The following is a 26,585-nucleotide window of genomic DNA, read 5'->3' as shown; positions in this document are numbered from 1 at the left end:
TGCTCACCCCGGGTGAGGGGGCCGTGAGCCGATCATGAGAGGGCTCTCACCCGAGGCTCAGCGCCGCCAGGCGGCCAGCCGCCGGCCGGACGGCTCCTCGGCGACCTGCGGCGACTCGGTCTGGGCCCAGACCCGGCGCCAGGCGGCGACCTGCGGCCCGGACGGGTCGGGGGTCGTGCCGGCCGCCGCCCGCTGCCGGGACTCCCACCAGGTGGTGGCGTCCTCATCGAGCAGCCGGGCGACCGCGTCCTTGATCCGGGGCGCGAAGTCGCGCACCGACTCCCCCTCGGCCGGCCGCAGCGGCTCGCCGAACCGGATCGTCAGCTGGCGCCGACCGGGGTTGGGCCAGCCGGCGCCCCGGGGCATCGCGGCGAAGGTGCCGCGGTGCGCGACCGGGATCACCGGGACGTCGTACTCGTGGGCGAGGAACGCCGCACCCATCCGGAACTTGCCCATCCAGCCGTCCTGCGAGCGGGTGCCCTCGGGAAAGATGACCAGGCTCCAGCCGTCGGCGAGGACCTCACCCGGCGTGGTGGCCATCGCGCCGCCGCGACGGTCGATCGGGAAGGTGTTGAACAGCAGCGAGGAGCCGACCGCACGCCACCAGGTGTCGAAGAAGTAGTCGGCCGCCGCCGCCACCGCCGTACGACGGCGCCACTCGTCGGGCAGCGACAGCAGGATCAGCGGCGTGTCCAGGTGGGAGGCGTGGTTGGCCGCGAAGATGACCGGGCCGTCGATCCGGTCGAGCACGTCGAGCCCCTCGACCCGGGTGCGGACCTGGGAGCGGAACAGCGGCTCGAGTCCGCCCTTCTGCGCCACCTCGCGCGCCGCGATCGCCGGCCGCTTGCGCGACCAGTCGGACGGGAAGACCGTCGACCGGGCGGGCAGGACGTACTCCTCCGCCGAGCGCGGCACCATCGAGCGTCGCCCCCAGCGCCAGCCCCGCGAGACCGTCCGGACGTCGTCGACGGTCCCCTTGAGGAAGCCGCTCATCGCACGTCCGCGAGCAGGTGCGGCGGGTTGTGCAGGTAGGTGATCGACGGCGATGAGCCGACGGTCCCCGAGGCCATCTCCAGCGCGTCCTGCAGCGTCGTCGCCGCGCGGAAGCCGAGCCGCGAGGCGACCTTGCGGTCCGCCCCCACCCAGATGACCTCGTCGACGTGGTCCATCGCGTGCGCCGCCCAGTACCACATGTAGAACGGGTGCACCCCGTGGTAGGCGTGCGAGGTGCGGTAGAGGTGGCGGTACCACTCGTCCTCGGCGAACTGCTTCTCGTACTTCGCGCTGATGACCGCCGGGTCGGTCGACTCGGCGAGCACCTCCTCGTAGAAGTCGACGTACGACGGGTGGTGCAACTGGTTGAAGCCCTCGTTGAGCGGGTGGTAGAGGATCACCGCGCCGCCCTTCCGCACGACCGGCTGGTGGCGGTAGGAGTTGAAGTAGTAGCCCAGGCCCATGCAGGTGGCGAGGATCGGGTTCATCGAGCTGTTGACGTTGTAGGGGCCGAGGTAGGGCACCCCGAGCACCAGCACGTCGGACTGCCCCTGCACCTCGACCAGCTGCTGGCGGTGCACCCGCTCCAGGGTCTGCTCGTGCACGGCCTCGACCTCGCCGGCACTGATCCCCGTCAGGCCGTACGGCGCCCGCAGGTCGTGGAACAGCTTGTGCCGCAGCTTCTGCGGCGCGACCGACAGCCCGCGCTTCATCGCCAGCATCGAGGCCTGGTCGCGCACCGACCACTCCCACTCGCGCTTCATGAGGAAGTCGTAGGGCTTGCCGAAGACGTTGTTGTCGAGCGTCGTCTCGATCTGGAACACCTTGACGGTGTCCTTGATGATCCGCCCGATGCGCCACGCGGAGTGGTGCATGGCCGACTTCTTGTGGTCCATGAAGGACCGCGAGTGGACCATGGTCTGCGGGTTGTGGTGGTGGCGCAGCGACTTGTACGACGCCAGCCCGATGCCGACCGACTTGTGCCCGCCGTCCATGGCGACCAGGTTGACGTTGACGTAGACCAGCAGGTCGGACTCGGCCGCCCGCTTGCTGATCTCGATGTCCTCGCCCTGCTCGGTGGTGCCGAGGTGGGCGAGGTTGTCGCGGTCCTCGGCGTCGAAGTTGTACAGCTGGCCCTGCGGGAAGAACGACCGGAAGACCCGCTCCCCCACGATGTGCTTCAGCTCGCCGGCCGTCATCCGCCGGTGCAGGGCGTTGGCGGCGACGATCTCGACGTCGTCGACCCCGGCCTCGGCGGCCAGGGTGAGGACGTGCTCGATGATCCGCCCGCGGATGTCGGGGCTCTTCATCGACGGCAGCGGCAGTGACAGGTCGTCGAAGGCGATGGTCAGCCGCATCCCGGAGAACAGCAGCGACGGCAGCGGCTCGGCGTCCACGGGGTGCAGCAGCGCCTCGCGGATCGCCTCGTCGACGTCGGGGACGGTCGGCAGCGACTCGGGCGGGTAGACCACCCGGGTCCCGAGCGGGAAGCTCTCCAGCCGGAAGCCGAGGCCCTCGTGGACGACCAGCGGGGGTGTCCGGTCGTCGACCTCGAGAACGAAACCGGGCCTGCTCATTGGGTGCTCCTCGGGTCGAACGCCACCTTGACCGTCCCCAGACGGCCGGTGGAGTGGGCATGGTCGAGCGCCTCGCGCCAGCGGTGCAGCGGATAGCTGGCGACGGACTTGGACAGCTGGGTGACGGCGTCGTGGGCGACCAGCTCGGTCGCCTTCGCGAACGCGTCGTCGGCGTGGGCCGAGGCGTAGGTGCCGACGATCTCGAGCTCGCGGAACCAGGCCGCGGAGAGGTCGGCGGGGGCGGGCATGCCGGACAGCACGACCCGGCCGCCGGCGCGGGTGGCCTGCAGCGCGGTCTCCAGCGACTGCTTGCTCCCCACGGCGTCGACGGCGACGTCGACCCCGCCGAGGAGGTACGGCGACGAGAACTCGGGCTTCAGCTGGAAGGCCCCCGTCGAGCGGCGCACCCGGCGCAGCACCTCGCGCGGGGCGACCACCTCGGTGGCGCCCAGGGCCAGGGCCAGCTCGCGCTGATGGCCGTGCTTGGCGACCACGATGATCTCGCCGGCGCCGGTGAGCTCGCGCAGCGCGAAGGTCGCGAACAGCCCGACCGATCCGGCCCCGCTGACCAGCACCCGGTCCCCGGGGCGTACGCCGGCGCGCAGCGCGGTGTGCACGGCGCAGGCCATCGGCTCGATGAGGATCGCCTGCTCGTCGGAGTAGCCCTCGGGGACGACGTGCAGCTGGCTGCGGTGCGCGGTCAGCTGCTGCCCCCAGCCGCCGCCGGTGTCGTGGCAGAAGCCGGTCTGCAGCCCGGGCGAGACGTCGCCGACGGTGATCCGCGAGCAGCGGTTGGTCGCCCCGGCCGCGCACCCGTCGCAGGGCTCGACCCCGCGGGCGGCGCAGGTCAGGACCGGGTCGACGACCACGCGGGTCCCGGCCGGCAGGTCCTCGCAGTCCTCGAGCAGCTCGGCGACCACCTCGTGGCCCGGCACGAACGGCAGCGACACCAGCGCGGAGAAGTAGAGCGACGTCTGGCCCGACAGCATGCCGAGGTCGGAGCCGCAGATGCCCGACAGCCGGGTCTTCAGCCGCGCCCAGCCCGGCCGGTCGACCACCGGGGCGTCGATCGTGACCAGGCGCAGCGGGGCGGCGTACCCGGAGAGGATCCCGGGCAGCCTGCTGCCGACGGCCTTGCCCGCGACCGTGCGCGGCAGCGAGCGGAACATCTCGAGCGCGAGCATCATCGCGCGCCTCCCGCGGGGTTCAGGGTGCGGTCGGACGAGCTGGAGCTGGCCCAGTCGACGATCGTCCAGTGGCTGCGCCGCGCGTGCCGGAAGAGGGGTACGTCGGGCCGCACCGCCACCGGGTTGCCCACCGCCTCGAGCAGCGGCAGGTCGGAGTGGGAGTCGGCGTAGGCGAAGGACTTCGTCATGTCGATGCCGTGAGCCGTGGCGTAGGAGCGCATCCAGGCCGCCCGCGACTCCCCCACCAGCGGCGAGGAGGCGAGGTGGCCGGTGCACACGCCCCGATCGTCGACGGCCAGCTCGGCGGCCTCGATGTGGTCGAAGAGCGGGGCCAGCGGGCGGGTCAGCGGCCGGATCGCGCCGGTGATCAGCACGGTCCGCTGCCCGGCCCGGCGGTGCTCGCGGATCCGGCGCACGGCCTCCGGGGACAGCCGGGCGAGCACGTGGCTGGTGAGGTGCTCGTCGGCGATCGCGTCCAGGTCGGCGATCCGGGCGCCGGCGTACTCGCGGTAGATGGTGCGCAGGAAGTCGCTGCGCTGGCGGCGCTCGGCCTGCACCAGCGCCGGCACCTTGGCCACCACCCGGCTGAGCTCGGCGAACCGCTCGCTGCCGGACAGCTCGGGCAGCCGCATCCACAGGTAGGTCTCGATCACGTTGGACGACAGCAGGGTGCCGTCCATGTCGAAGAACGCGGCGACCTCGGTGCTCTCGCCGACCGGGCGGGGGCCCGTCCGGGCGGCCTTGCGGCGCGCCGCGCGCAGCTCGTCGAGCCGGCGCACCGGAGCGGTGACCGCCGGGCAGTGGATCTCCTGGAGGTAGACCGGCCAGTCGACGACCGAGGTGTCGAAGGCGAAGCGCTCCTGGTCCTGCGGCGACAGCGACCGCAGCAGCGCCATGGTGCGGGTGTCGGAGAACTCCAGCTCGGCCTGGGTGTACTCGTGGTAGAGGTCGAGGTAGCGGCGCAGGAACTCCAGGCGCCGGCCCTGCTGGTCGAGCTTGCGGGCCAGGTCGCGGGTGCGGTCGCTGCGCGGCACGTGGCCCAGGACGTAGTCGGCGACCTGGTGCGCCTTCTCGCTGGTCGTCAGCAGCCGGTTGACCGCCTGGGCCCCCGGGAACCGCCAGTCCGGCAGCCGGGCCGCCCCGCGGTCGCCGGCCTGGAACGGGTGCACGTCGAAATAGGCCCGGACGTTCTCGTAGAGCATCCCGAAGGTGAGCGGGTTGCGGTCGCCCGAGGAGACGTGGAAGTACGCCGGGTCGCCTGCCGCCGGCGGGTGCGCGAGGACCGCGACGATCGCCGAGACCACGTGGTCGACGGGGACGATGTCGACCGTGGTGTCGGCCGAGGCCGGGAACTCGGGCAGCTCGCCCCGGCCGTAGGCCAGGATCAGCGGCTCGGCCATCTTGAAGCCCTCGATCCAGCCCGGGTGCGGCCGCTGGAGGGCGGACTCGATGATGCTGGGCCGGACGATCGAGACCGGGTGCTCGCGGGCGTGCTCCTCGACGACCCGCTCGCCGAGCGCCTTGGTGAACGTGTAGCAGTCGGTCCAGCCGAGGCTGCGGGCCCGCTCGGTGCCGATCCGGACCAGCTCGTCCTTGACCCACTGCTTGCGCGCGGCCTCGGTGGCGTTCGCGGCGGTGAGCAGGCCGGCCCGGCTGTGCTCCTTCTCGGCCTTCTTGCGGTGCCGGGTCAACGCGTCGGCACTGCGGGACGCGTCCTCGACCTCCTGGCGCTGGCGCAGGCCCCACGCGGTCTCGGCCGCGAGGTCGACCTGGTGCTCGACCGGTCCCTCGGGGATGTCGCCCCGGCGGCGGCCGGCGACGTACGCCGTCGAGATGTGGACGTAGTGGACACCCGGGCCGGACTCGCGCACCCGGGCCAGCAGCTCGCGCGTGCCGACGACGTTGGTGCGGAAGCCCTCGTCGACCGGCGGGTCGAAGGAGACGTCTCCGGCGCAGTGCACGACCGCGTCGAGGCCCTTCGGCAGCTCGGGGGTGTCGGCGAGGTCGCCCTCGAGGACGCCGATCCGCGCCGCCATCAGCGCCTCGATGCCGCCGGACGACTCCACGACGGAGGCGAAGATCGGCTTCTTCAGCAGCGTCGCGATCCGGGCCGCGCCGCTGGTCGAGCCCTTGGGTCGCACCAGCAGGGTCACCCGGACGCCCGGCACCTCGGTCAGCATCAGGTGCAGCAGCGCCTCGCCGACGAAGCCGGTCACGCCGGTCACCAGGACGTGCTGGCCGTCGAGCCGTTCCGCTACCGAAATGTCCGATCCCTCAGCCACCCGCGAGATTCTGCCCTACGCCGGGGACAGGTGCTTCAGGGCCTCGCGGCGCGAGAGACCCGACAGCCGATCGCCCAGCCTGGCCACCTCGGCCCGGACCCAGTCGGGGTCGGCGCGGGCGTGGTCGCGCAGCGCCCACCCGATCGCCTTGCGCAGCCAGAATGTGCGGTCGTCGACGTTGGCCTCGATCGCCAGCCGCAGGAGCTCGACGTCGACGTCGCCCTTGGCGCCGACCTGGCACATCACCGAGGTACGGCGCAGCCACAGCTCGTCGTCGGTGGCCCACGCGACGAGGACCGGTCGGACGACGTCCGGGTCCGCTCGCAGCGCCTCGCCGACCAGGTGCACGGCCAGCTCGTCCACGTGGTCCCACCACGCGCCGGTGACGATCAGGTGCCGGGCCAGCGGCAGCGCGGCGCCGTCGCGCCAGGGCTTCGCTGCCGGGTGCTGCACGAGCGCGGTGGCGGCGTACCGCTCCTCGCGATAGGCGGCGTGGTCCCACAGCTCGTGCACCGTGGCCTCCCAGTCCGCTCGTGACCCAGGCGGGTGCTCGGCCAGCAGCGGCCGCAGCAGCTTCCGCAGCGCGGGCAGGGTCACGCCCCGGTAGGGCATCGCCGACTTCATGTAGGCCTGCTGCCCGACCGCCCGCTCGGGATCCGCCGCCTCGGCCAGCGTGTGCCGGACCGCCTCGACGAGGGCGAGGTCGGCCGGCACGGACGTGAAGATAGCGGGCCCCGGGGGCAGGTCCCCCGTGAGAGCTGCCACCGCGGCCCGCTGGTCGTGCTTCGGAGCCACCGCGGGACCGGATGGGAGGTGGTCTCGACCACCTGGTGTCGCCGTTCGCTCGGCGACCTCGCCGCAACGTAAAGTTGACCTACTTACTCGACATTGAGTCGTCAGATCCACGCCAGATCCAGATCCAAGGAGGCGGGCCGTGCCCGACCCGACGTTCCGCGCCCCGCTGCTGCCCCTCGTGGGCGCCGACACCCTCGTGCCCGTCCTCGACGGTCGCCGGATGCGGCAGGCGAACTTCGACGCGGCGGCCAGCGCGCCCGCGCTGCGCGAGGTCGCGGACCGGGTCACCGAGACCCTCCCCTGGTACGCCAGCGTGCACCGCGGCGCCGGCTACCTCTCCCAGGTCTCCACGGCGCTCTACGAGTCGGCCCGCGAGCGCGTCGGCGCGTACGTCGACGCCCGGCCCGACGACGTCGTGGTCATCACCCGCAACACCACCGACGCCACCAACCTCCTCGCGACGGTGACGCCCGGCCCGACCCTCGCCCTGGACCTCGAGCACCACGCCGCGCTGCTGCCGTGGCGGCTCGGCGCGGGCAGCACCGTGCTCACACCCGCCCCGACGGTCGCCGGCACCCTGGACCTGCTCGACGCCGAGCTCGCGCGCACGCCGTACGCCCTGCTCGTGGTCACCGGCGCCTCCAACGTGACCGGCGAGGCGCTGCCGGTCGACCGGGTGGTCGTGCTCGCCCACCGGCACGGCACCCGGGTGCTGGTCGACGGCGCCCAGCTGCTCGCCCACCGGCGGCTGTCGCTGGCCGCGAGCGGCGTCGACTACGTCGCCCTGTCGGGCCACAAGCTCTACGCGCCGTTCGGCGCAGGCGCGCTGGTCGGCCGCCGCGACTGGCTCGACGAGGGGCGCCCGCACCTCGCCGGTGGCGGCGCGGTCACCGCGGTCGGCACCGACTCGGTGTCGTGGGCGAGCGCGCCCGCGCGGCACGAGGGCGGCACGCCGAACCTCCTCGGCGCCGTCGCGCTGGCCACGGCCTGCGACGTGCTGGCCGGGGCCGAGCACGCCCTCGACGAGCACGAGCGGGCGCTGCGCGGACGGTTGCTCGCGGGGCTGGGCACCATCGACGGCCTGGAGGTCGTGCGACTGTGGCCCGAGGCCGGGGAGCCGGTCGGCGTGGTCACCTTCACGGTGCCCGAGGACCCGACCCTGGTCGCCTCGGTGCTGGCCGCCGAGCACGCGGTCGCGCTGCGCGCCGGACGCTTCTGCGCCCACCCGCTCTTCGAGCGGCTCGGCCTCCCGGGCGGCGCCCTCCGCGTGGCCGTCGGCGCCGGCACCAGCAGCGACGACGTCGACCGGCTCGTCGGGGCCCTCCGGCAGGTGCTGACCGAGGGCCCGCGCGGCCGCTACCGCGAGGACGGCGACCGGGCCCTGCTCGACGACCCGCGCCCGCTGCCCGAGCTCGCCGGGCTCACCAGCCTCGACGGCTCGGCCACGCCGTGCACCGACGTCGACGAGCCGGTGCCGGTCTGAGGCCGGGTGAACCGGGTGGTGGGCGCAGAGGGGATCGAACCCCCGACCGCCTCGTTGTAAGCGAGGAGCTCTACCGCTGAGCTATACGCCCCGAGCGCGCCACAGACTAGACGAGCCGGAGACGGGCCGCGAAAAGACCCGGAAATGAGTCGAACCGCTGGCGTCTCGGGTCACCAGCGGTTCAACGAGGACAACGTTAGCGGGCTCCCCCGAACGGGCGGGACGGGTCCGGGTGATTTCCCCGGCCCGGTCCAGACCACTTTCCCGCGGGGCTCAGCCGACGGCGTCGCGCAGCTGGCGCAGGTGCTCGTCGAGGTCGCGCCCCTCGGGCATCGCGTTGTGCACCGACCAGCGCAGGTTGCCCTCCCGATCGACGACGTACGACGACCTCCGCGCCGACCCGGAGCGCTCGTCGAAGACCTCGTAGGCCCGGGCCACGTCGCCGTGCGGCCAGAAGTCGGAGAGCAGCGGGAAGTTGAGCCCGTCGGAGTCCGCGAAGGCCCGCAGCGCGAACATCGGGTCGCAGGAGACCGCCAGCACCTCGGTGTCGAAGGTGAGGAACTCGGCCAACCGGTCGCGCACCCCCGCCATCTCGCCGGTGCAGACCCCCGAGAACGCGTAGGGGTAGAAGAGGATCGCCACCGCCTTCGTGCCGCGGTACGACGACAGCGTGACGTCCTGACCGAACTGGTCGCGCAGCGTGAAGTCGGGAGCCGGGCCGCCGAGCTCGAGGCCGGTCACGCCCCCTCCTCCTTGCCCAGCTCGCGCTTGAGGACCTTGCCGGTGGCGTTGCGGGGCAGCTCGTCGAGCAGCACGATCTCGCGGGGCACCTTGTAGCGGGCGAGGTTCTCGCGGACCCAGTCGCGCAGGTCGTCGGCGGAGACGTCGGTGCCGTCCTTCAGCACGACGTAGGCCTGCAGCCGCTTGCCGTACTCGTCGTCGTCCACTCCGACCGCGGCCACCTCGACGACCGCCGGATGGCGCGCCAGGCAGTCCTCGACCTCCTTGGGGAAGACGTTCTCGCCGCCGGAGACGATCATCTCGTCGTCGCGGCCCTCGACGTAGAGCCGGCCGTCCTCGCCGAAGCGGCCGACGTCGCCGGTCGACATCAGCCCGTCGACCATGTCCTTGTGGCCGCCGCCGGTGTAGCCCTCGAAGAGCAGGTTGTTGCCGACGAAGATCCGGCCGGCCTCGCCGTGCGGCAGCTCGTGGCCGTCGTCGTCGAGGATCTTCACGACCGTCGCCCACGGCGGCTTCCCCGCCGAGGACGGCGCCTCGCGCAGGTCGACCGGCGTGGCGATCGAGGCGTAGGCCACCTCGGTCGAGCCGTAGATGTTGTAGAGGTTGTCGCCAAAGTGGTCCATCCAGTCGACGGCCAGGTCACCGGGCAGCGCGGAGCCGGAGGCGGCCACCACCTTCAGCCGGGGCAGGTCGTAGCGGCCCAGCACGTCCTCGGACAGCCCCAGGATCCGCTGCAGCATGACCGGGATGACCACCAGCGAGTCGCAGTCCTCCTCGGCGGTGAGCCGGAGTGCCTCCTCCGGCTCGAACTTGCGCTTCAGCACCACGGTCGACCCGAGCAGCATCGCGAGTGCGAGGTGGGCGAAGCCCCAGGTGTGGAACAGCGGCGCCGCGACGTGGGTGCGCCAGCCGTAGCGCAGCGGCATCCGGGACAGCAGCGAGATCGCCGCGTCGATGCCGGCCTCGTTGCGGGGTGCGCCCTTGGGCGTGCCGGTGGTGCCGGAGGTCAGGATGACGATCCGCCCGTGCCGTCCGGGCGGGTCCAGGTCGTCGGTGGCCGCGGACGCGATCAGCCCGTCGAGGGTGAGCACGTCGTCGGCCAGGTCGGTCGAGTCGGTCCAGGCCAGCACCCGGGTGCCGGCCTCGGCGTCGGCCAGCAGGCCGGTGAACTCCTCGTCGTGGACGACGACGGTCGGCTGCTCGCGCTCCAGGACATCGACCAGCTGGGGGCCCGCGAAGGCGGTGTTGAGGTAGAGCACGTCCGCGCCGAGCTTGGCCGCCGCCACTGTGGCCTCGACGAAGCCGCGGTGGTTGCGACACATCAGGGCGAGGCCGTCGCCCTCGCCGACGCCGCGGGCGTGCAGCGCCCGGGCGAGTGCGTTGGAGCGCCGGTGCAGCTCGCCGTACGTCAACGAGCCGCGCTCGTCGAGGATCCCGACCCGGTCGGGCTCGCGCAGCGCCAGCGACGCGAAGCCGCCCGCAGGACCGGTCCCCCACGCACGCACCGTGCCGAGCAGCCGGGCCAGCACCGCAGGTGAGTAGGGCCGGACGATCCCGGACCCGAGCAGCACCCGAGCACCGATCCCGGCCTCGCGGGCGCGGTCGATCACCTTCTGCAGCACAGGCACCTTCTTATCCGACGTGAGGGAGCGGTACGACGGAGCGGGGTATCAGGCCGGCGTCTTCGGCGCGACCAGCCGGGTCGCGGCCCAGTCCTTGCTCACCGCCGCGGTGGTGGTCTGCGAGAGGCCCGCGATCGGGGCCGCCTCGGCGATGTCGGAGGCGTCGACGGCGTTGGGCCGCCCCACCTTCGGAGTCAGCAGCCAGATCGCTCCCCCGCCGACCAGGTCGGTGAGGGAGTCGACGAGCCCGTCGACGAGGTCGCCGTCCTCCTTGCGCCACCAGAGCAGCACGGCGTCCACGACGTTGCCGTAGTCACCGTCCACCATGTCGCCGTCGATGGCGTCCTCGATCGCGACGCGCAAGGCGTCGTCGGTGTCGTCGTCCCAGCCGAGCTCCTGGATGACCATGCCGGCCTTGAAGCCGAGCCGGTCGGGAGCTCCAGCAGCCCCTGTCTGGGTGGACCCGCCACCCGCGGTCGCGCTCAACTGACATCCTCCAGACGATTTCGGTGCGGTCGCCGGGTCTCCGACGACCGGTACAGCCCGTGACGTGGGGAGTAGTCCAGCGGAGTCCGGGGCGGGGCGCAACCTCTGTCCACAGGCGCGACGCCGGTCGACGTACCACTTCGGACGTGCATGAGGTCGCCGTCACGTGGACCGTGGGACTACTCGCGGGTAGATTTCCCGGCCATCCCACGCGTGACACGATGGGGTCCGTGACCGAAGAATCACCCACTCCTTCAGGCACGCGCGGCGGCACCACCCCTGCTGTGATCCACGAGGGACTGCCGACCCAGCTGCCCGACATCGACCCCGACGAGACCCACGACTGGCTCGACTCGTTCGACGCCCTGGTCGACGAGCGCGGACGCGAGCGAGCTCGCTACGTCATGCTCCGGCTGCTGGAGCGTGCTCGAGAGATGAACGTCGGCGTCCCCGCGCTGCGGAGCACCGACTACATCAACACGATCCCGCCCGAGCGGGAGCCGTGGTTCCCGGGCGACGAGGAGATCGAGCGGCGCATCCGCGCGTTCATCCGCTGGAACGCCGCCGTCATGGTGTCCAGCGCCAACCGCAAGGGCCTGGAGGTCGGCGGCCACATCGCCACCTACCAGTCCTCCGCGAGCCTCTACGAGGTCGGCTTCAACCACTTCTTCCAGGGCAAGGACGCGCCCGGCGGCGGCGACCAGATCTACATCCAGGGCCACGCCTCCCCCGGTGTCTACTCCCGTGCCTTCCTCGAGGGCCGGCTCACCGAGGAGCAGCTCTACCGGTTCCGCCAGGAGGTCCAGCACGGACCCGGCGCCGGGCTGCCGTCGTACCCCCACCCGCGCCTGATGTCGGACTTCTGGGAGTTCCCCACGGTCTCGATGGGCCTGACCGGCATCAACTCGATCTACCAGGCGCGGTTCAACCGCTACCTCGCCAACCGCGGCATCAAGGACACCAGCCAGCAGCACGTCTGGGCCTTCCTCGGCGACGGCGAGATGGCCGAGCCCGAGTCGCTGGGCGCGATCCGCATCGCCGCCCGCGAGGAGCTCGACAACCTCACCTGGGTCATCAACTGCAACCTGCAGCAGCTCGACGGACCGGTCACCGGCAACGGGAAGATCATCCAGGAGCTCGAGGCCAACTTCCGCGGTGCCGGCTGGAACGTCATCAAGGTCGTCTGGGGCCGCGAGTGGGACCAGCTGCTCGCGCAGGACGTCGACGGCGTGCTGGTCAACAAGATGAACAGCACCCCCGACGGCGCCTTCCAGACCTACTCGGTCGAGGACGGCGCCTACGTCCGCGACAGCTTCTTCGGCGGTGACCCGCGACTGCGCAAGATGGTCGAGCACATGAGCGACCAGCAGATCCAGAAGCTGCCCCGCGGTGGTCACGACTACCGCAAGGTCTACGCCGCGTTCGACGCCGCGAAGAAGCACGTCGGCCAGCCGACCGTGATCCTCGCCAAGACGATCAAGGGCTGGACGATCGACGCGCTGGAGGGCAAGAACGCCACCCACCAGATGAAGAAGCTGACCCCGGACGACCTGAAGAAGTTCCGGGACCGGCTCTACCTCCCGATCTCCGACCGCGACCTCGAGCGCTCCTACGAGGAGACCGGCGCCGCGCCGTTCTTCCACCCGGGCCAGAACTCGCCGGAGATCGAGTACATGCTTGAGCGTCGCCAGCAGCTCGGCGGCTCGGTGCCGAAGCGGGTGCTGCGGGCCAAGCCGCTCACCCTGCCGGGCGACAAGACGTACGCCGACCTGAAGAAGGGCGGCGGCAAGAACAACGTCGCCACCACGATGGCCGTCGTACGACTGCTGAAGGATTGGATGCGCGACCCCGAGATCGGCAAGCGCCTGGTCCCGATCGCGCCGGACGAGTACCGCACCTTCGGCATGGACGCCATGTTCCCGAGCGCGAAGGTCTACAACCCGGCCGGCCAGCAGTACGAATCGGTCGACCGCAATATGTTGCTCTCCTACAAGGAGTCGACCTCCGGCCAGATGCTGCACGAGGGCATCTCCGAGGCCGGCGCGATGGCCTCGGCGACCGCCGCGGGATCGTCGTACTCCACGCACGGCGAGCCGATGATCCCGTTCTACATCTTCTACTCGATGTTCGGGTTCCAGCGCACGGGCGACTCGATCTGGGCGATGGCCGACCAGCTGGCGCGCGGCTTCCTGATCGGCGCCACCGCCGGCCGGACCACGCTCACCGGTGAGGGCCTGCAGCACGCCGACGGCCACTCGCCGCTCCTCGCGTCGACCAACCCGGCGGTCGTGCACTACGACCCGGCGCACGCGTTCGAGATCAGCCACATCATGCGCGACGGCCTCGAGCGGATGTACGGCGAGAACGCCGAGGACGTCATCTACTACCTCACGGTCTACAACGAGCCGACCCCGCAGCCGGCCGAGCCGGAGGGCGTCGACGTCGAGGGGATCCTGAAGGGCATCCACCAGATGTCGAAGGCCGAGGGCGAGGGCCCGCGGGTCACCCTGCTCGGCTCGGGCGTCGGGTTCCCGTGGGTCACCGAGGCCGCGCGGATCCTCCGCGAGGAGTGGGGCGTGCAGGCCGACACCTGGTCGGTCACCTCGTGGAACGAACTGGCCCGCGACGCCGTCGCGGCCGAGGAGTGGAACCTGCTCCACCCGGGCGAGGCGCCGCGGTCGTCGTACGTCAGCGAGAAGCTGGCGGGCGTCCAGGGCCCGGTCGTCGCGGTGTCGGACTACATGCGGGCCGTCCCGCTGCAGATCGCCCGCTGGGTGCCGGCCGACTACCGCGTGCTCGGCGCGGACGGCTTCGGCTTCGCCGACACCCGCCCCGCGGCGCGTCGCTACTTCCACATCGACGCCCAGTCGGTGGTCGTGCAGGCCCTCCAGGCCCTTGCCGACCAGGGGGAGATCGACCGCTCGCAGGTCGAGAAGGCGTTCGCGACGTACCGGATCGACGACCCGACCGCCACCGCCGGCGTCAAGCAGGAGGGCGGGGACGCCTAGTCCCAGCCCCTCACCGCCGAGTCGGCGTGAGTTCAGTGCCGAGTCGGCACGAACTCGCGCCGACTCGGCGTTTCAGGCGGTGTCGATGTCGGGGACGGGGGCCAGCGGGCCGATCGGGCCGACCTGGCCGTCCTTCAGCAGCCGCCGCCAGCGCGCACGGGAGTACGTCGCCGGCTGCGTGGACCGGATGAAGTCGTGCACGATCTTCACGAACCGCTCCGGGTGGTCCTTGTGCGGGAAGTGCCCGGCGTTCGGGATCACCTCGACCCGGGCCTTGGGTGCGAGCGCGGCCGCGTTGCTGGCGTGCCGGACCGGGATCACGGCGTCGTCGCGGCCCCAGACCACGGCCATCGGCATCGCCTCGGTGAGGTAGGCGCGGTCGGCCATCGTGACGATCTGACCGCGCCAGTCGACCACGGCCCGCACGACGTGCCGGATGGCGTGGCGGGCGTTCGGGTCCTTGAAGGAGTCGTAGATGTGGGCGACCTCGCCGAGGTCGCGGGCGGGCTTGAGGCCGGACGCGGCCAACGCGTGCAGGCCGAGTACGCCGGCGTGCCGGATGCCGGGCAGCGTCAGGACGCCCATCAGCTGGTGGAAGCCGGGGGTCGTGATCGCGCGGATCCCGGGCGAGACCTCGGGGCCGAGCCCGCCGGAGGCGACCAGCAGCATCCGCTCGGTGCGCTCCGGGAACTGGTAGGCGAACTGCATCGCGACGCCGCCGCCGAAGCTGTGGCCGACCACGGTCACCTTGTCGATCCCCAGGAGGGTCAACAGGTCGCGCATGCCGTTGGCGTAGCCGCCGAGCGAGTAGTCGGCCCTCGGCTTCGCGGAGCGGCCATGACCCAGCAGGTCCGGGGCGATGACGGTGTAGCGGCGCGCCAGCGCGTCGATGATCGGGTCCCAGGTCGTGTGGTCGCAGCCGAGGCCGTGCAGCAGCAGGAGCGCCGGCCCCTCCCCGACCTTCACGAACGCACGCCGGTGGCCGTGGATGGTCAGGTACTGCACCTCGTGACGCTGGTCGGACACCGCGTCCTCCTCGCTGGGCGGATAGGTGACGGATTCAACCAGAGGGTCGGCCGTCGGTCAGGAGAGTGGTCGACAATGGCTCGTTTTCCCTTGTCCCACAGGGGAAACGGCCCGATCGGACCAGGTCAACCACCTGCCGTCGAACCCGGTCGGGGCACGCCCCGCAGGCGGTCGGCGGGAGGCGGCTAGCCTCGGTCCGTGGCCCGCCGTTCCACCGCAGTACCCCGCTCGCGCAACGCCGATGCGTTGCAGCGCTCCGCGGGCGCCCTCAGCACGGCCGCGATGGCCCGGATGGAGAGCGACAACCCCTGGTTCGCCGAGCTCAGCGCGCAGGAGCGCTCCTGGGTGGGCAGCATCGTCCAGGCCGGTATCCGGGGCTTCGTGGACTGGTACCGCGAGGACACCGACCGGGTCCCCGGAGCCGACGGGACCGCGCTCGCGGCCTCGATCTTCGGCGCGGCGCCGCGTGCCCTGGCCGGCGTGATCACCCTGCAGCAGACCGTCGACCTGATCCGGCTCTCGATCGAGGTGGTCGAGAGCAACATCGACGCGCTCCTCGACGCCGAGGACGCCCCCGACCTGCACGCGGCGGTGCTGCGCTACGCCCGCGAGGTCGCGTTCGCGACCGCCGAGGTCTACGCCCGCGCCGCGGAGGTTCGCGGCGCCTGGGACGCCCGGTTGGAGGCCCTGGTGGTCGACGCCGTGCTCCGGGCCGAGACCGACGAGTCGCTGCTCTCCCGGGCCAGCGCGCTCGGCTGGTCCGCCGGCGGCGACGTCGCCGTGGTGCTCGGCACCGCCCCGGCCCGCCGTACCGAGACCGACCTCTTCGACGAGGTACGACGACACGCGCGCGGATCGGGCATGGACGCGCTCTGCGCGGTCCAGGGCGACCGCCTGGTGGTGCTCCTGGGCGGCGTGGCCGACCCGCGGACCGCCGCCGAGGTGGTGGCTCCCCTCTTCGCCCCCGGGCCGGTCGTCGTCGGCCCCGCGGTGAGCGATCTCGGCACGGCCCACGTCTCCGCCCGGGCCGCCGCCTCCGCCCAGCGGTCCGCCTCGGGCTGGCCCGAGGCGCCCCGGCCGGTGCTGAGCGAGGAGCTGCTCCCCGAGCGGGTGCTCGCCGGGGACGGCCATGCCCGCCGGCACCTGGTCGACGAGGTCTACCTCCCACTGGTGCGGGCGCGTGGAACGCTGATCGAGACGCTGGCGGCGTACTTCCAGACCGGCTCGTCGATCGAGGCGACGGCCCGGGTGCTGTTCGTGCACCCCAACACGGTGCGCTACCGGCTGAAACAGGCCGCGGAGCTCACCGGCTACAGCCCGACCCAGTCGCGTGACGCGTTCACCCTGGAGATCGCGCTGGTCCTCGGACGTCAGTCTGGCCGGACCGGAGATTTGTAGGGTCTCCACAAAGGCTGGGGGCGGACTTTCGTGCGCGCCGGAGGCGAACCGGGAGCCCGGGGCACGGCAGAGTGGGGTCCGTGCTCGTCATCGTCGCTCCCGGGCAGGGCGCTCAGACGCCCGGCTTCCTGACCCCTTGGCTGGAGGACTCGACCTTCGCGTCGCGGTTCGCCTGGCTCTCCACCGTGGCCGGCCTCGACCTGGCCCACTACGGCACCGAGGCCGACGCGGAGACGATCCGCGAGACCCAGATCGCGCAGCCGCTGCTCGTCGCCACCGGTCTGGTCGCGGCCCTGGAGCTGTTCCCGCACCCGTCCGACGCCTTCAGCCAGATCGGCGCGGTAGCCGGCCACAGCGTCGGCGAGCTGGCCGCGGCGGCCGGCGCCCGGACCATCACCGCCGAGCAGGCGATGGTGCTCGTCCGCGAGCGAGGCAAGGCGATGGCCGACGCCGCGGCCATCACGCCGACCGGCATGACCGCCGTCCTGGGCGGCGACCGGGACGAGGTGCTCGCCACGATCGCCGCGCACGGCCTGACCCCGGCCAACGACAACGGCCCCGGCCAGATCGTCGCCGCCGGCACCCTCGAGCAGCTCGAGGCGTTCAAGGCCGACCCGCCCGCCAAGGCGCGGCTGGTCCCGCTGAGCGTCGCCGGCGCGTTCCACACCGAGCACATGGCCCCGGCGGTCGGCCACCTGGCCACGCTGGCCAAGTCGGTCTCGGTGCACGACCCCCGCACCCCCGTCATCTCCAACCGGGACGGCCAGGTGGTCCACGACGGTCGCGAGGTCCTCAAGCGCATCGTCGGCCAGATCGCCAACCCGGTCCGCTGGGACCTGTGCCTGGAGACCATGTCCGACCTCGGCGTGACCGGCATCCTGGAGATGCCCCCGGCCGGCACCCTCACCGGCATTGCCAAGCGCGCCCTGAAGGGCGTCGAGACCTTCGCGCTGAAGACCCCCGACCAGCTCGACGATGCCCGGGCCTTCTGCGCCAAGCACGGCGAGGCCTCGTCGATCGACACCACGCCGACCTGGCGGATGGTCGTCTCCCCCGCCAAGGGCACCTTCCACATCGCCGGTGAGGCCGCCGACCTCGACGTGCTCCCGGCCGGCGCCGCGATCGGCGACGTGGCCAGCCTGCGCGACCGGATCAGCGTCACCGCCGCCCACGGCGGCCAGGTGGTCGAGTGGCTGGTCGAGGACGGCGACCTGGTCTCCCCCGGTCAACCGCTGCTCCGTCTGCACCCGGAGGGCGCGGCCTGATGGCGGCCCTGAACCCGAGCCGCGGCGCCGAGCACACCGCGATCCTCGGCGTCGGCGCCTACCGACCCGCCCGAGTGGTCCCGAACGCCGAGATCGTCGAGGCCATCGACTCCAGCGACGAGTGGATCCAGCAGCGCTCGGGCATCAAGACCCGCCGCATCGCCGGGCCCGACGAGACCGTGCAGATGATGTCCGTCGCGGCCTCGCGCGAGGCGCTCGAGAGGGCCGGCATCGACGCCCGCCAGATCGACTGCGTCGTCGTCGCCACAGTGAGCCACCTGCTGCAGACGCCGGCGATCGCCACGGCCATCGCCCACGAGCTCGGCACCGACCAGGCGGCCGCCTTCGACATCTCGGCCGCGTGCGCCGGCTTCTGCCACGGCGTGAGCATGGCCAGCGACATGGTTCGCGCCGGCTCGGCCGGCTACGTCCTGGTCATCGGCGTCGAGCGGCTCTCCGACATCACCGACACCACCGACCGCGGGACGGCCTTCATCTTCGCCGACGGCGCGGGCGCCGTCGTGATCGGCCCGAGCGAGACGCCGGGGATCGGCCCGGTCGTGTGGGGCTCCGACGGTGAGCAGTTCGACCTGATCCGGCAGCGCGAGGACTGGCGCGACGTCGTCGCCTCCGAGTCCCCCCAGATCCCCCACCTGACCATGCAGGGCAACCCGGTCTTCCGCTGGGCGTCGTTCGCCATGGCCAAGATCGGCCAGCAGGCCCTCGACCGCGCCGGCATCACCGCCGACGAGCTGGACTGCTTCGTCCCCCACCAGGCCAACATGCGCATCGTCGACGCGCTGGCCCGCTCGATGAAGCTCCCGCCGTCGGTGAAGATCGCCCGCGACATCGCCGACATGGGCAACACCTCCGCGGCCTCCATCCCGCTCGCCCTCGAGCGGATGATCCGCGAGGGCGACGCGAAGTCCGGTGACACCGCACTGCTCATCGCCTTCGGCGCCGGCCTGGCGTACGCCGCCCAGGTCGTCGTCGTTCCCTGATCCGCACCACCAGCTCCACCCACCCCACCCGAGAGGAACACCGCCAGATGGCCACCACCGAAGAGATCCGCGCCGACCTCGCCGAGATCGTCAACGAGGTCGCCGGCATCGACGCCGACGACGTCCAGCTCGACAAGTCCTTCGTCGACGACCTCGACGTCGACTCGCTCTCCATGGTCGAGGTCGTCGTGGCCGCCGAGGAGAAGTTCGGCGTCTCGATCCCCGACGACGAGGTCAAGAACCTCAAGACCGTCGGCGACGCCGTGGCCTTCATCGAGCGCGCCCAGGCCTGACGCTCACCCCCGTCGAAGGAGTCGAACAGCAGATGAGTCGTACCCGTGTCGTGATCACCGGTCTGGGCACCACCAGCCCCCTCGGCGGCGACGTGGCCAGCACCTGGGAGGGCCTCGTCAACGGCCGCTCGGGCGTCCGCCACCTCACCGACGACTGGGCCGAGGAGATGCCGGTCAAGATCGCGGCCCGGGTCGCGGTCGAGCCGACCGAGGTCCTGGAGCGGGTCAAGGCCCGCCGCCTGGACCGCTCGTCGCAGTTCGCCATGGTCGCCGCGATGGAGGCCTGGCGGGACGCAGGCCTCGAGAACGCCGTCCAGGACGGTGGCCTCGACGGCGACCGGGTGGGCGTTGCGATGGCCTCGGGCATCGGCGGCGTCAACACGCTGCTCGACAACTACGACACCCTGAAGGCCAAGGGTCCGCGGCGGGTCTCCCCGCTCGCGGTCCCCATGCTGATGCCCAACGCGCCCGCCGCGAACATCAGCCTGTACGTCGGAGCGCGGGCCGCGGTCAACACCCCGGTCTCGGCCTGCGCCTCCGGCAACGAGGGCATCGCCCTCGCCCTCGACCAGATCCGCCTCGGCCGCGCCGACGTGGTCGTGGCCGGCGGCACCGAGGCGGCGATCCACCCGCTGCCGATGGCCGCCTTCGCCAACATGATGGCGCTGTCCAAGAACGCCGGCGACCCGACCACGGTGTCCCGCCCGTGGGACACCGCCCGTGACGGCTTCGTGCTCGGCGAGGGCGCCGGCGTGCTGGTGCTCGAGTCGCTCGAGCACGCCCAGGCCCGCGGTGCCCGCATCTACGCCGAGGTCCTCGGCGCCGGCATCACCGCCGACTCCCACGACATCGCGCAGCCGGACCCCGGCGGCCGCGGCGGCTCCCGCGCGATCCTGCGGGCGTTCGCCGAGTCGGAGATCGGGCCGGAGTCGGTCTTCCACGTCAACGCCCACGCGACCTCGACCCCTCAGGGCGACATCGCGGAGGGCCTGATGCTGCACGCCACCCTCGGCAGCCACGTCTCCCAGGTCGTGGTGACCAGCACCAAGTCGATGACCGGGCACCTGCTCGGCGGTGCCGGCGCGCTGGAGTCGATCGCGACCGTGCTCGCGATCCAGAACCGCGTGGTGCCGCCGACGATCAACCTCGACAACCTCGACCCGCAGGTCGACCTCGACATCGCGACCAAGCCGCGCGACCTGCCCCAGGGCGACATCGCGGCCCTCAACAACTCGTTCGGCTTCGGCGGCGCCAACGTCGCCGTTCTCTACGGAAGTGTCTGATGACCGTCGCTCCTGAGAAGCCCAACACCGACCGCAAGCCGGCCAAGCTCCCCCGCGAGCAGGACCCGCGCAACCCGGTGCACCGCCTGACCGCGTTCTTCGACGAGGGCACCCTCGAGCTGATCTCCCCCGACGACGACTCCGGCATGCTCGCCGCCGTCGGCGAGGTGCACGGCACCCGCGTGGTCGCCTTCTGCTCCGACGCGACCGTGATGGGCGGCGCGATGGGTCACAGCGGCTGCCAGGTCGTCATGGACGCCTACCACCGGGCGATGACCGACGGTGCGCCGATCATCGGTCTCTGGCACTCCGGGGGGGCCCGGCTCGCCGAGGGCGTGCTGTCCCTGCACGCGGTCGGCCGGATCTTCCAGGTGATGACCCAGGCCTCCGGCAAGATCCCGCAGATCTCCGTCGTCCTCGGCCCGGCCGCGGGCGGCGCGGCGTACGGACCCGCCCTCACCGACGTCGTCATCCTCGGCCCCGAGGGACGGATCTTCGTGACCGGGCCCGACGTGGTCCGGTCGGTGACCGGCGAGGACGTCGACATGCTGCGGCTCGGCGGGCCCGAGCCGCACGGCCGGCGCTCCGGCGTCGTGCACATCCTCACCGACTCCGAGCAGGAGGCCCTCGACCGCGCCCGCGGCGTGGCCTCGCTGCTCGGCTCCCAGGGCAGCCTGCGCGTCGACGCGGTCGAGGACCGCGACCTCGAGGCCCTGCTGCCCGAGTCCAAGAAGCGTGCGTACGACGTCCACCCGCTCGTCGAGGCCGTCCTCGACGAGGGCACGGTCCAGGAGCTGCACGCCCGCTGGGCGCCCAATATCGTCACCGCACTGGGCCGCTTCGGCGGTCGCACGGTCGGCGTGGTCGCGAACAACCCGCTGCGCCTCGGCGGCTGCCTCGACTCGCTGTCGGCCGAGAAGGCCTCCCGCTTCGTGCGCATGTGCGACGCGTTCGGCGTCCCGCTGATCGTCCTCGTCGACGTCCCGGGCTACCTGCCCGGCGTCGGTCAGGAGTGGGACGGCGTCGTACGACGCGGGGCGAAGCTCCTGCACGCGTTCGGCGAGTGCGTCGTCCCCCGGGTCACCCTCGTCACCCGCAAGACGTACGGCGGCGCCTACATCGCCATGAACTCGCGCTCGCTCGGCGCCACCAAGGTGTTCGCCTGGCCGGGCGCCGAGGTCGCCGTCATGGGTGCGGTCGCAGCCGTGCGCATCCTGCACCGCCGCAAGCTCGCCGACGTGGCACCCGACATCCGCCCGCAGGTCGAGGCCGAGCTGGCCGCCGAGCACGAGCGGATCGCTGGCGGCGTCGACAAGGCCGTCGAGATCGGCGTCGTCGACGAGGTGGTCGCCCCGACCGCCACCCGCTCGGCCATCGCGCGCGCGATCGACGACGCGGTCCAGGCAGTCGGTGTGCGGCACGGCGCCCACGGCAACATCCCGCTCTGACGGGCGGCGCCGGGGCCGTAACCCGGAGGCTCCTTGTTACGTTGGGCATGACGACCGTCACACCCGACCTTGGAGATGACGATGCTCCGCCAGACGATGCTCGGATCGATCGCCGCGGTGCTGCTGGCCCCGGCTGCGCTGGTGGCCGGGGCGACTCCTGCCTCGGCCACCGCCGACCACCACGAGTGGGGTCGGCTCGGCGCGGCGGACCGCGTCCTGCGCAGCGGATGCCGGGTCTACCGCTACCGCTACCGGATCCAGCCGCCGGCCGGCGACTGGGGCCTGGAGACGTTCCTCATCGGCCCGGGCGGCAAGAAGCTGGGCTCAGGCGCCCACCTCAGCGGCTACAACCCGACCGTCGGCACCGGCACGTTCACCATCTGCAAGAACACCACCCGCCCCGGCCGCTTCGTGATCCGCGGCAAGCTGAGCGTGCAGAACGGTCCCGACGACTACGTCGAGGGATGGATCAAGCCGGTGGCCTTCAAGCTCCGTCGGCGCTGAGTGGGGGATCCCTCAGACCACCTGGTGCAGCCAGCGCACGGGCGCACCCTCGCCGGCGTGCCGGAAGGTCTCCAGCTCGTCGTCCCACGGCTTGCCGAGCAGCTTGTCGATCTCGACGAGCAACGTCGTGTCGCCCAGAGCGGCCTTGACGACGGCCGCCTTCAGCCGGTCCTCCGGGATCATGATGTCGCCGTGCAGGCCGGTCACGGCGTGGAAGACCCCGAGCTCGGGCGTGAACGAGTAGCGCGCACCCTCGGTGCCGGAGGTCGGCTCCTCGGTGATCTCGAACCGGAGCTGGTTCCAGCCCCGGAGCCCGGAGGCGATGGCCGCCGCGGAGCCGGCGTCGCCGGACCACGACAGCTCGGCGCGATAGCTGCCCGACTGCGCCGGCTGGGGAGTCCAGTCCAGGCTCACGGGCACGCCAAGAACACCACCGACGGCCCACTCGATGTGCGGGCACAGTGCGGACGGCGCAGAGTGGACGTAGAAGACGCCCCTCGTCGCGGTACGGGTGGCAGTGCGTGCGGTCACCGTGACCTCCTTCAATCTCCGGCGCGAGCTACGCCTTCCCCAGCGGTCTCGTCTTGGAGCGTTGTCGGATGTCGCGAATGACACCTATGTGGTTGTCGAACCTATTGTGACGCATGAGGCGCCTGAGCACCAGCAGAACCCGCAGTACAACGCGGCCCCAGCTCCAGGAGGGTCTCGATGACCTCCCGGGCGATGCCGAGCCCACCCAGGTGACTCTCCCCGTCGATCGTGGACAGGGTGGCGTCGGGGAGCCGGTCGACGAGATGCGCCCCATGCCGGAAGGGCACGATGTGGTCGTCGTCGCCGTGCCACCACCGCACCGGTACGACGACCTCGGCCGCGGTGAACCCCCAGTCGCGGGTGAACAGCAGCAGGTCGTTCAGCGGCGCCGAGGTCTGGAACCGGCTCCCGTTGAGCAGGTCGTCGAGGAACATCGCTTTGAACTCCGGGCGGGAGAGCAGGGACTTGTCCCCCGGCGGCTGGACCGCGGCATAGGCGTCGAGCGCCAGGCCGGCCACCGGGCGGGCCACTCGGATGGCCCCGGTCAGGGCGACACCGAGCGGGACCCGCGTGAGCTGGATCAGCGGCGCGAGGCGGACGGCCAGCTGGATCGGACCGCCCCCGGCCGCGTCGGGCCCGCGAGTGGGCACCACCCCGCCCAGCACGCCGATTCCGTGGACGCGGTCGGGGAACGCGACCCCCGCCGCCAGGGCGTACGGCGCACCCCCGGACAGCCCCACCATCCGGAACGTGTCGACCCCCAGGGTCTCCAGCATGATCTCGAGGTCGCCCGTCCAATCCAGGACCCGGTCGTAGAGGTGCGGCGTGGACGAGCCGATCCCCGGCCGGTCGATGCCGATGATGCGCAACCCGTGCTGCTCGGCCATGGCCCGCGCCTCGAGCGGGATCTGGCGACGCGCACCGGGAGTGCCGTGCATCCAGACGATGGCCGGGCCCCGGGCGTGGCCGTACTCGGCGAAGCTGAGGCGCCGGTCGCCCCGGACGGCCACCGACCCCTCCAGGGCCGGACGCCGTACGTCGCTCATCGCAGCCGCACCGCAGCAGCGTCGACCACGTTCGCCACGTCGACGAGCGCGCCGAGCAGCTGGCCGTCGCCGACCACCAGCGGGCCCTCCACGACGTCGAGCACGATGCAGGTGATGTTGTCGCGCCCCCCGGCCACCAGGGCCGACTGGGTCAGCACCGCCGCGGCCGACAGCGGATCGGACAGCTGCAGGACCTGACTGATCCGCGCCTCGTCGACCAGGTCGGTGAGCCCGTCGCTGCAGAGCAGGAGCCGGTCCCCGGGGCGCGTCGGCACCGGCACCAGGTCGAGGCCAGGGCCCTCCGGGTCGCCGTCCACCGAGCGGAGCACCACGTTGCGCCACGGGTGCCGTGCGGCGGCCTCGCGCGTGATCTGGCCGGTGTCGACCAGGTGCTGCACGTAGGTGTGATCCGTCGACAGCTGGCGCAGCGCGCCGTCGCGCCAGCGATAGGCCCGGCTGTCACCGACGTGGCCGAGCACCACCCGGCTGCCGTCGCAGACCAGTACGGTCAGGGTGGTCGCCATGCCCAGCCGGTCCAGGTCCCGCTGCACGCCGTACCTGACGGCCGCCCGAGCCGCGTCGGCCGCCTCGGACAGCACCAGCTCGGGCGGCTCGAGGAAGTGGGCGAGCGCGGTCGCGGAGACGGCGTACGCCGCCGTCGCGGAGGCGATCTCGCCGGCGGCCGCGCCACCCACGCCGTCGGCCACGAGCGCGACGTACGGACCGACGAAGCCAGCGTCCTCGTTGTGCGGACGCACCCGCCCCACGTCGCTGACCCCGGCACCCGAGAACCGCAGCATCACACCTCCCTGACGACTCCGGCAGTAGACCGCGCCGCCCGGCGACGGTCAAGACCGTCCCAGCGTGGTTACCCTCACGGCATGGAACCCGAAGGACCCCTCGAGGTAGCCCGCCGACCGCGCGCGAGGCTGGCGGTCTGGACGGTCGTCGTCGCGGTGGTGGTCGGGCTGGTCTTCTGGTTCGTGACCAGCCCGCCCGCGCTCGCGACCAGCGACAACACCGTGGTGACCTCGGCCCCCGTGGGTCAGGACGTCTACCTGTCGGTCGCGCCCGGCGAGTCCGACCGGACGCTCCGACTGTCGGGGGTCCAGGTGCACGTCACCGCGGAGGCGCCGGTCGAGGTGGAGCCGCTGCTCTGCGTGGGCGGCTCGCCACGGGTGACGACCGACCCGGGGGCGTTCTGCGACGAGCTGGTACCGCCGGACGACCACTCCTTCGGCGCCGGGGACACCATCGTGCTCCGGGTCCGGGGCGAGTACGCCGGCGAGGTCAGCGTCGACCGGGTGCGCCTGGGCTTCCGGGAGGGCCTCCGCTGGGGCACCCGGGCGGCGGGTGCCCCCGCGAACGTGACCGTCCTCAGCCGCTGAGGCCGGAGATCACTCCGCCGGTCGGCGCTTCTCCAGCGCCTCGGCCCGATCCGCCGCGTCGGTGAGCTGGTCGCTGTCGATCGCGTAGGTGCGGTGGAACCAGGCCAGGGCGTCGGTCTCGCGCCCGGCCGCCTCGAGCGTGTCCGCGTAGGCGTAGCGCAGGCGCACGACCCAGGCCGCCCGGTTCTTGGACTGCAGGGGCGCGAGCTCCAGCGTCCGGAGGGCGGCGTCGAGCTGACCCATGTCGCGCCGGGCACCGGCCTCGACGATGGTCATCTCGGCCTTGGCCTCGGCGCTGAAGTTCGGGACCGACGGGCTCTTGGCCAGCTTCAGCGCCTGGTCGGGATTGCCGAGGGCACGGTGGCAGTCGGCCATGATCGGCAGGTACGCCGTCGCGCCGTTCATCCGCTTCGCCGCACGCAGCTCGGAGAGCGCCTCGGCGTAGTGGCCGGCGGCGTAAGCGGCCTCTCCGGCGGCCTCGCGCACCACGGCGAGCCGCGGGGCACGGGCCCGCGCGGCCAGCGTGTGCTGGTAGGCGGTCTCCGGGTCCTCGTCGATCAGCTCGCCGGCAGCGGCGAGGTGCCGGGCGACGCGCTGGGCCAGCTTCTCCGGGAGCCCCTTGAACTGCGACGAGATCGAGCGGTCGAGCTCCTGCCCCGTGATGTGAGCGGGCAGCTCCGGCCCGTCGTAGCGAGCCTGCTCCTCGGAGCGGTCGGCCTGCTTGTCCGCGGGCCGCTTCCAGTCGTTCTTGCGCCCCGGACGGTCGCCACCGCCACCACGGGTGGGACGGCTGTCGCCGGCGCGGGCGGGGCGCTTGTCCCCGCGGGCACCGCGCTCACCGTCGGGGCTCCACTTCTGCGAGCGCTCGGAGGAGCGCTCCGACGACCGTCCCTGGCCGCCGCCGCGACTCCCGCCGCCCGCGGCCGGCTTCCCGGGCTTGCCCCCACTCGGCTTCCCACCGCTGGGCCGGCCGCCCGTCGGGCGGCCGCCGCTCGGGCGCCCGCTTCCTGAGCGGTTGGCGTCTCCTGAAGGTCGCTGGTTGCGGCGCTGCTCGGCCACGGCGTCCTGCTCCTGGTCCTGCCCATGTGGGCGGTCGCTGTCGGGGAAATGCACGTAGGGGCCACCGGTGACGGTGGCCCCTACGGAGTGTATGTCCGGCGGCGTCCTACTCTCCCACAGCCTCTCGGCTGCAGTACCATCGGCGCTGAAAGGCTTAACTTCCGGGTTC

23 protein-coding genes, 1 tRNA gene and 1 rRNA gene are annotated in these 26,585 nt (G+C 72.3%); 10 read left to right on the top strand and 15 right to left on the bottom strand.

Annotated features, from left to right (window positions below; genetic code table 11):
• Nucleotides 1-57: 57 nt before the first annotated feature.
• The 5 genes from V7S47_RS19840 to V7S47_RS19820 are packed head-to-tail and all read right to left on the bottom strand — an operon-like array spanning nucleotide 58 to nucleotide 6,753.
• Nucleotides 58-993, bottom strand: a complete 936-nt coding sequence (locus V7S47_RS19840) for a lysophospholipid acyltransferase family protein (protein ID WP_336563177.1) — start codon at nucleotides 991-993, stop codon at nucleotides 58-60.
• Nucleotides 990-2,570, bottom strand: coding sequence for a lactate racemase domain-containing protein (locus V7S47_RS19835; RefSeq protein WP_090861017.1), 1,581 nt, complete (start codon nucleotides 2,568-2,570; stop codon nucleotides 990-992). Before V7S47_RS19835 ends, V7S47_RS19840 begins: the two co-directional genes overlap by 4 nt.
• Nucleotides 2,567-3,754, bottom strand: coding sequence for a zinc-dependent alcohol dehydrogenase (locus V7S47_RS19830; protein ID WP_336563176.1), 1,188 nt, complete (start codon nucleotides 3,752-3,754; stop codon nucleotides 2,567-2,569). The genes V7S47_RS19835 and V7S47_RS19830 overlap by 4 nt, the downstream gene beginning before the upstream one ends.
• A complete protein-coding gene (locus V7S47_RS19825; protein WP_336563175.1) occupies nucleotides 3,754-6,039 on the bottom strand; it encodes an HAD-IB family hydrolase in 2,286 nt (761 codons plus the stop codon). Before V7S47_RS19825 ends, V7S47_RS19830 begins: the two co-directional genes overlap by 1 nt.
• A gap of 15 nt (nucleotides 6,040-6,054) precedes the next feature.
• Nucleotides 6,055-6,753 (bottom strand): DNA alkylation repair protein, encoded by a 699-nt coding sequence (locus V7S47_RS19820; RefSeq protein ID WP_336563173.1) that lies wholly within the window; start codon nucleotides 6,751-6,753, stop codon nucleotides 6,055-6,057.
• A gap of 220 nt (nucleotides 6,754-6,973) precedes the next feature.
• On the opposite strand from V7S47_RS19820, the gene V7S47_RS19815 reads away from it, so the two are divergent.
• Complete coding sequence (locus V7S47_RS19815; RefSeq protein WP_336563172.1) at nucleotides 6,974-8,317, top strand: aminotransferase class V-fold PLP-dependent enzyme; 1,344 nt, start codon at nucleotides 6,974-6,976, stop codon at nucleotides 8,315-8,317.
• Nucleotides 8,318-8,333: 16 nt separating this feature from the next.
• On the opposite strand, the gene V7S47_RS19810 is transcribed toward V7S47_RS19815, so the two are convergent.
• From V7S47_RS19810 to V7S47_RS19795, 4 genes are all read right to left on the bottom strand, one after another.
• Nucleotides 8,334-8,408, bottom strand: a tRNA-Val gene (locus tag V7S47_RS19810).
• 182 nt (nucleotides 8,409-8,590) lie between these two features.
• Complete coding sequence (locus tag V7S47_RS19805; RefSeq protein WP_336563171.1) at nucleotides 8,591-9,058, bottom strand: peroxiredoxin; 468 nt, start codon at nucleotides 9,056-9,058, stop codon at nucleotides 8,591-8,593.
• Entirely contained in the window at nucleotides 9,055-10,686 is a 1,632-nt protein-coding gene (locus tag V7S47_RS19800; protein WP_336563170.1) for an AMP-binding protein, read from the bottom strand. The genes V7S47_RS19805 and V7S47_RS19800 overlap by 4 nt, the downstream gene beginning before the upstream one ends.
• A gap of 42 nt (nucleotides 10,687-10,728) precedes the next feature.
• Complete coding sequence (locus V7S47_RS19795; protein WP_090861020.1) at nucleotides 10,729-11,166, bottom strand: DUF3052 domain-containing protein; 438 nt, start codon at nucleotides 11,164-11,166, stop codon at nucleotides 10,729-10,731.
• Nucleotides 11,167-11,387: 221 nt separating this feature from the next.
• Between V7S47_RS19795 and aceE the strand changes: the two genes are divergently transcribed.
• Nucleotides 11,388-14,174: a pyruvate dehydrogenase (acetyl-transferring), homodimeric type gene (gene aceE, locus V7S47_RS19790; RefSeq protein ID WP_090861021.1), complete on the top strand. Its 2,787-nt coding sequence runs from the start codon at nucleotides 11,388-11,390 to the stop codon at nucleotides 14,172-14,174.
• Nucleotides 14,175-14,246: 72 nt separating this feature from the next.
• Here aceE and V7S47_RS19785 read toward each other — a convergent pair whose 3' ends face one another.
• A complete protein-coding gene (locus V7S47_RS19785) occupies nucleotides 14,247-15,200 on the bottom strand; it encodes an alpha/beta fold hydrolase (RefSeq protein ID WP_336563169.1) in 954 nt (317 codons plus the stop codon).
• A gap of 198 nt (nucleotides 15,201-15,398) precedes the next feature.
• Here V7S47_RS19785 and V7S47_RS19780 point away from each other — a divergent pair, with 198 nt between their 5' ends.
• The 7 genes from V7S47_RS19780 to V7S47_RS19750 all read left to right on the top strand — a co-directional run bounded on the left by V7S47_RS19780 (nucleotide 15,399) and on the right by V7S47_RS19750 (nucleotide 22,392).
• On the top strand, nucleotides 15,399-16,598 hold the full coding sequence (locus V7S47_RS19780; RefSeq protein WP_336563168.1) for a PucR family transcriptional regulator: 1,200 nt from the start codon (nucleotides 15,399-15,401) through the stop codon (nucleotides 16,596-16,598).
• Nucleotides 16,599-16,678: 80 nt separating this feature from the next.
• Nucleotides 16,679-17,863, top strand: coding sequence for an acyltransferase domain-containing protein (locus V7S47_RS19775; RefSeq protein ID WP_336563167.1), 1,185 nt, complete (start codon nucleotides 16,679-16,681; stop codon nucleotides 17,861-17,863).
• The gene (locus tag V7S47_RS19770) at nucleotides 17,863-18,864 is read left to right on the top strand and encodes a beta-ketoacyl-ACP synthase III (protein ID WP_336563166.1); all 1,002 of its coding nucleotides are present in this window, start codon (nucleotides 17,863-17,865) and stop codon (nucleotides 18,862-18,864) included. The genes V7S47_RS19775 and V7S47_RS19770 overlap by 1 nt, the downstream gene beginning before the upstream one ends.
• A gap of 47 nt (nucleotides 18,865-18,911) precedes the next feature.
• A complete protein-coding gene (locus V7S47_RS19765; protein ID WP_028645031.1) occupies nucleotides 18,912-19,157 on the top strand; it encodes an acyl carrier protein in 246 nt (81 codons plus the stop codon).
• Nucleotides 19,158-19,189: 32 nt separating this feature from the next.
• Complete coding sequence (locus V7S47_RS19760) at nucleotides 19,190-20,440, top strand: beta-ketoacyl-[acyl-carrier-protein] synthase family protein (RefSeq protein ID WP_090861024.1); 1,251 nt, start codon at nucleotides 19,190-19,192, stop codon at nucleotides 20,438-20,440.
• Nucleotides 20,440-21,888 (top strand): acyl-CoA carboxylase subunit beta, encoded by a 1,449-nt coding sequence (locus tag V7S47_RS19755; protein WP_336563164.1) that lies wholly within the window; start codon nucleotides 20,440-20,442, stop codon nucleotides 21,886-21,888. Before V7S47_RS19760 ends, V7S47_RS19755 begins: the two co-directional genes overlap by 1 nt.
• Nucleotides 21,889-21,969: 81 nt before the next feature.
• Nucleotides 21,970-22,392: a hypothetical protein gene (locus V7S47_RS19750; RefSeq protein WP_139175864.1), complete on the top strand. Its 423-nt coding sequence runs from the start codon at nucleotides 21,970-21,972 to the stop codon at nucleotides 22,390-22,392.
• A gap of 12 nt (nucleotides 22,393-22,404) precedes the next feature.
• Here V7S47_RS19750 and V7S47_RS19745 read toward each other — a convergent pair whose 3' ends face one another.
• The 3 genes from V7S47_RS19745 to V7S47_RS19735 form a co-directional block, all read right to left on the bottom strand.
• Nucleotides 22,405-22,923, bottom strand: coding sequence for a DUF3145 domain-containing protein (locus V7S47_RS19745; protein WP_090861027.1), 519 nt, complete (start codon nucleotides 22,921-22,923; stop codon nucleotides 22,405-22,407).
• Between the two features lie 101 nt (nucleotides 22,924-23,024).
• Nucleotides 23,025-23,969 (bottom strand): alpha/beta fold hydrolase, encoded by a 945-nt coding sequence (locus V7S47_RS19740; RefSeq protein WP_336563162.1) that lies wholly within the window; start codon nucleotides 23,967-23,969, stop codon nucleotides 23,025-23,027.
• A complete protein-coding gene (locus tag V7S47_RS19735; protein ID WP_336563161.1) occupies nucleotides 23,966-24,769 on the bottom strand; it encodes a PP2C family protein-serine/threonine phosphatase in 804 nt (267 codons plus the stop codon). The genes V7S47_RS19740 and V7S47_RS19735 overlap by 4 nt, the downstream gene beginning before the upstream one ends.
• An 81-nt stretch (nucleotides 24,770-24,850) precedes the next feature.
• Here V7S47_RS19735 and V7S47_RS19730 point away from each other — a divergent pair, with 81 nt between their 5' ends.
• On the top strand, nucleotides 24,851-25,357 hold the full coding sequence (locus V7S47_RS19730) for a hypothetical protein (RefSeq protein ID WP_336563159.1): 507 nt from the start codon (nucleotides 24,851-24,853) through the stop codon (nucleotides 25,355-25,357).
• Nucleotides 25,358-25,366: 9 nt separating this feature from the next.
• Here V7S47_RS19730 and V7S47_RS19725 read toward each other — a convergent pair whose 3' ends face one another.
• Together V7S47_RS19725 and rrf are read right to left on the bottom strand one after the other, a co-directional pair.
• Entirely contained in the window at nucleotides 25,367-26,416 is a 1,050-nt protein-coding gene (locus tag V7S47_RS19725) for a tetratricopeptide repeat protein (protein ID WP_336563158.1), read from the bottom strand.
• Nucleotides 26,417-26,509: 93 nt separating this feature from the next.
• Nucleotides 26,510-26,585, bottom strand: a 5S ribosomal RNA gene (gene rrf / locus V7S47_RS19720); the annotation flags it as partial.

Source organism: Nocardioides sp. CCNWLW216 (assembly GCF_037120545.1).
GTDB classification, from domain to species: domain Bacteria; phylum Actinomycetota; class Actinomycetes; order Propionibacteriales; family Nocardioidaceae; genus Nocardioides; species Nocardioides lianchengensis.
This window is presented reverse-complemented; position numbering and strand designations above follow the sequence as displayed.